Origin of the sequence: Pseudomonas oleovorans subsp. oleovorans, from assembly GCF_002197815.1 — a bacterium.
In the GTDB taxonomy this organism is placed as follows: Bacteria; Pseudomonadota; Gammaproteobacteria; order Pseudomonadales; family Pseudomonadaceae; genus Aquipseudomonas; species Aquipseudomonas oleovorans.
Map to the genome: position 1 here is coordinate 1 of NZ_NIUB01000099.1, position 748 is coordinate 748.

At 62.7% G+C, this 748-nt stretch carries 1 protein-coding gene; it reads right to left on the reverse strand.

All coding sequences use genetic code 11. The features are described from left to right. Positions 1 to 509: reverse transcriptase domain-containing protein (locus PSOLE_RS23430; RefSeq protein ID WP_249044926.1), on the reverse strand; the 509-nt coding region annotated here is incomplete at its 3' end. Between the last annotated feature and the right edge of the window lie 239 nt (positions 510 to 748).

The window sequence follows — 748 nt, forward strand, 5'->3', positions numbered from 1 at the left end:
TGGTGAGCGCTTCTGCCCGGACGGAAGCCGTAGCTATAGTCCGAGAACAGCGGATCGAAGATCGGCGTGAGCTGTTGCAGCAGGGCTTGCTGGATCAGGCGATCCACGACACTGGGAATGCCCAGTTGCCGCATACCGCCCTGCGGTTTGGGAATTTCGACCGCCCGCACTGCCTGGGGATGGTATTCACCTGCCAGCAGCCTGACCTTCAGGATGGGCCAATACTGTTTCACGTAGCCTGCCAAGTCGGCGACCGTCATGCCATCGGCACCCGGCGCCCCCTTGTTGCTGACCACGCGCTGATACGCACGCTTGAGATTCGCCGGTGCAAGCACCCGCTCCATCAGCGTGTCCGGCTCCGCGTTCATCCACGTCACCGACGCCGCCGATACCTCTGCGCTGTCAGGCGTCATCCTCGGCCTCTGGCCGGGACTCGGGGTGACAGTCTTCTCTTGGAGAAATTTCTGCATTTCGGTTATCGACGAGACGCTGACGCCTACTGGCGGCATGACCTGTTCGGCCCTTGATGGCGTGGTTGACCGCCACTTACTACGGCCTCGGCTGACTTCTGCACGCCCATCCCGTCGCCTCTCGACGCCCGGTAGCCCAGCGGCAAACATGCAGATCTCCCAGGGTAATTCGCGCGACCTTCCAGCTTATGCCTGGCGGATCTACGTCGCAGCGTGCCGTGCAAGTACCGGGCTTTGACGAATTGGGCCGCCTCACCCCGCTACGCCGCCTCCATCCG